The 3,158-nt window shown below is 48.6% G+C and carries 3 protein-coding genes and 1 pseudogene; 3 read left to right on the plus strand and 1 reads right to left on the minus strand.

Annotated features, from left to right (window positions below):
* Positions 1-347, plus strand: a pseudogene (locus OGY19_RS08925) (IS1-like element IS1A family transposase); the annotation flags it as partial.
* A 98-nt stretch (positions 348-445) separates the two neighbouring features.
* Positions 446-1,465: a patatin-like phospholipase family protein gene (locus OGY19_RS08930; RefSeq protein ID WP_115601823.1), complete on the plus strand. Its 1,020-nt coding sequence runs from the start codon at positions 446-448 to the stop codon at positions 1,463-1,465.
* Positions 1,466-1,586: 121 nt separating this feature from the next.
* Here OGY19_RS08930 and OGY19_RS08935 read toward each other — a convergent pair whose 3' ends face one another.
* On the minus strand, positions 1,587-2,057 hold the full coding sequence (locus OGY19_RS08935) for an SRPBCC family protein (RefSeq protein WP_101742204.1): 471 nt from the start codon (positions 2,055-2,057) through the stop codon (positions 1,587-1,589).
* Positions 2,058-2,271: 214 nt separating this feature from the next.
* Here OGY19_RS08935 and OGY19_RS08940 point away from each other — a divergent pair, with 214 nt between their 5' ends.
* Positions 2,272-2,610 carry a hypothetical protein gene (locus OGY19_RS08940; RefSeq protein ID WP_061068100.1) on the plus strand — a complete coding sequence of 113 codons (339 nt, stop codon included), beginning with the start codon at positions 2,272-2,274 and terminating at the stop codon, positions 2,608-2,610.
* Positions 2,611-3,158 lie beyond the last annotated feature (548 nt).

A 3,158-nucleotide genomic window follows, 5' to 3' on the forward strand; every position in this document is an offset into this window, starting at 1 on the left:
AATCGCGCCAGCGCTGGCTGTTTTACGCGTATGACAGTCTCCGGAAGACGGTTGTTGCGCACGTATTCGGTGAACGCACTATGGCGACGCTGGGGCGTCTTATGAGCCTGCTGTCACCCTTTGACGTGGTGATATGGATGACGGATGGCTGGCCGCTGTATGAATCCCGCCTGAAGGGAAAGCTGCACGTAATCAGCAAGCGATATACGCAGCGAATTGAGCGGCATAACCTGAATCTGAGGCAGCACCTGGCACGGCTGGGACGGAAGTCGCTGTCGTTCTCAAAATCGGTGGAGCTGCATGACAAAGTCATCGGGCATTATCTGAACATAAAACACTATCAATAAGTTGGAGTCATTACCCGAAAACCTGTCTATATTTAAACGCAGGCACTTCCACATGTAGTCCTCCGCTTTCATGTTTCATACACTGAGGGGAAGTCAAAATGGCGATGAGAATACTGTCTATTGATGGCGGTGGCATCAGAGGCATCCTGCCAGGTATGCTATTAGTCGCACTGGAGAAAAAGTTACAAGAAAGAGCAAAAAAGCCAACAGCAAGAATCGCTGATTATTTCGATTTAGTTGCAGGCACCAGTACTGGTGCCATCCTCTGTTCTGCCTATGTGTGTCCCGACGCGACAGGAAACCCCAAATTTTCCGCACAGGAAGCCGTCAACTTCTATCTTCAGGACGGCGATGAGATTTTTGACGTCGGCATTTGGAAAAACATCACTTCATTAGGCGGTGTCAGTGATGAAAAATACTCGGCAACGGAACTGGAGCGAGTATTAAAAACAGCCTTCGGTGATACGAAACTGAGTGAATTATTAAAACCAACCTGCTTTGTTGCTTATGATGTCAGCAGTCGTCTTCCTGTGATCTTCAAACAACACTCTGCCGTAGCCAAAAAACGGGATTTTCTGGTCAGAGATGTTTTACGTGGTACCTCCGCGGCACCAACGTACTTCGAAGCAGCGCGTATTTACTCACTTCCCCCATTGCCGCAAAAGTATGTCCTGGTCGATGGTGGTGTCGTGGCGAACGATCCAGCACTGTGTGCCTATTCCGAGGCGATTAAGTTTTCAAACGTCGCTGGCATCAAAGACATGATCATTGTCTCTCTGGGTACCGGTAAAAAGCTGCAGGGTTATTCATATTCAGAGGTTAAAGACTGGGGACCCTTTGGCTGGGCGAAACCCGCTATCGATATCGCGCTCGAAGGCGGTCCGCAGATGACTGCCTACTATTTACAACAAATCGCCTCAACGGTAAAAAACGCAAAATATTACAGGCTTCAACCCGAATTATATGGTGCCGATCCAACGCTGGATAACGCATCGCGAGAGAATTTAGAACGGCTGCATAACGCAGGACTGCAAAATGCAGCGGAATTCGACAAGACGTTAAATGAAATTGCCGCATTGTTAGTTAGCAACGGCGGGATTTTTAACTTCCAGGGATAAAACAGCCCCTGAGAACAGAGAACTAAAACCTATCCTGGCAGACGTCATTGGCGCAAACAGTTTGAGCACTGCCCAGCGGTGAAATGGCAAGCAAAATAGCCCTGATGGGATAGGTTCTGAATCAAAATATATACACATGGGTGCCAAGTTTACGGGCTAATCCCTTCGCTCCCTCGCGCATTACCGTATCGTGGTTCCAGCGAAATACCGGCGCCGCCAGTGGGGCAAGTATATTCATCCAGCGAATCGTGGTTCGTACATTCCAGTCGTACCTGACAATCGTCTCCTTACCGGTATCAATAAAAGACCATACCCCGCGCCCTTCAACCTCGCCGCTGGCAGCACCTTCAAGAAGAGAGTACTGCATAATATTTAATACATTGATATCAAAGGTTAAACGATACGGAAGTACACCCTTCCAGGTGTAACGATGCAACGCTCCGACCCCCTGTATATCGCCTTTCTTGATCTCAACAACACGCTCAAGGCTTCTCCACCATTCTGGCCACTGATCCGGGTGGGAGAAAACATCCCAGACATCCTGCAGTGAAGCCTCAACCCGCCAGACTGTGGAAAACTGATAGTCAGTCATCGCCTTCTCTCCCCTATGGGGTGAAAAATCTGCGGCACCTGCCTGTGCTACGAACAGGCATAATCACCTGTGAGCTGTTTTTATTATAGTGCTTAATACACAGCCAGGCCCTCCAGAATCACCGCCTCAGCCGCCAGAAAATGTTTTTACCGCCCGGATTAGAGCGCCATTAAACGCTATACTTTAATAGCCACATTATTTATGAGTATTTATCATGAAACTGCCACGGGTATTTTCATGCGCCGTCCTTGCACTACTGCTGTTGACGTCTTCATCTGTTGCAGCCGGCACATTGCAACGTCAGGCTCAACGAGAGCAAGAATTGAGTGCTGCGTTAGCTGCCGGCAATGGCGTTATCGTGATTGGCGGCGCGGATGATTTTGCGTTTACGCTCAGAGCCCGTAGCCGGATCCACAGACCCTTTGCGATTGAGGATGGCATTAACGATCCCCTCATAATGAGCGGTTTTCAGAACCAGAACCCCGCCCGTGATGGGTTCATGAACAACCCGGCCCGGGGAGGGTTTATGCTGAGCACGCCTATTCGCCGATAAGCGAATGGGCTAAATCATGTTGGTGACTGGGCCGTTTTGGCGGTTTTGCTTTATTGGTGGGTATTGTGACGCACGCTATTAGCTGTCAGTAAGTTTCAGGCACAAAAAAACCACCCGTAGGTGGTTTCACGACACTGCTTATTGCTTTGATTATTCTGTTCTTTCCCATGGTACCCGGAGTGGGACTTGAACCCACACAGCGCGAACGCCGAGGGATTTTAAATTCTACGCAGGATCAATGTGTTACATAGCAGTGCATTGCGAAACTTTGCTGCAATTGTTCCACTACTTTACTGTAATTAGCAGTAAATAGATAGACTTCGATAACGCTGAGCACAGAATCAGCACATAGCTGAAACTCACCGTGTGTCACGTTGTATCTGACCACACGGTGGTTTCGGGTTACTGCATGTATTCACATACAGCAACCTCACTTAATGCTATGACAATTGCTCGCGGGCTAGATCTCTTAGGGAAGGTGCGAATAAGCGGGGAAATTCTTCTCGGCTGACTCAGTCATTTCATTTCTTCATGTTTGAGCCGATTTT

The sequence above is a fragment of the Citrobacter sp. Cy070 genome (genome assembly GCF_030332245.1).
Classification (GTDB): domain Bacteria; phylum Pseudomonadota; class Gammaproteobacteria; order Enterobacterales; family Enterobacteriaceae; genus Citrobacter; species Citrobacter youngae.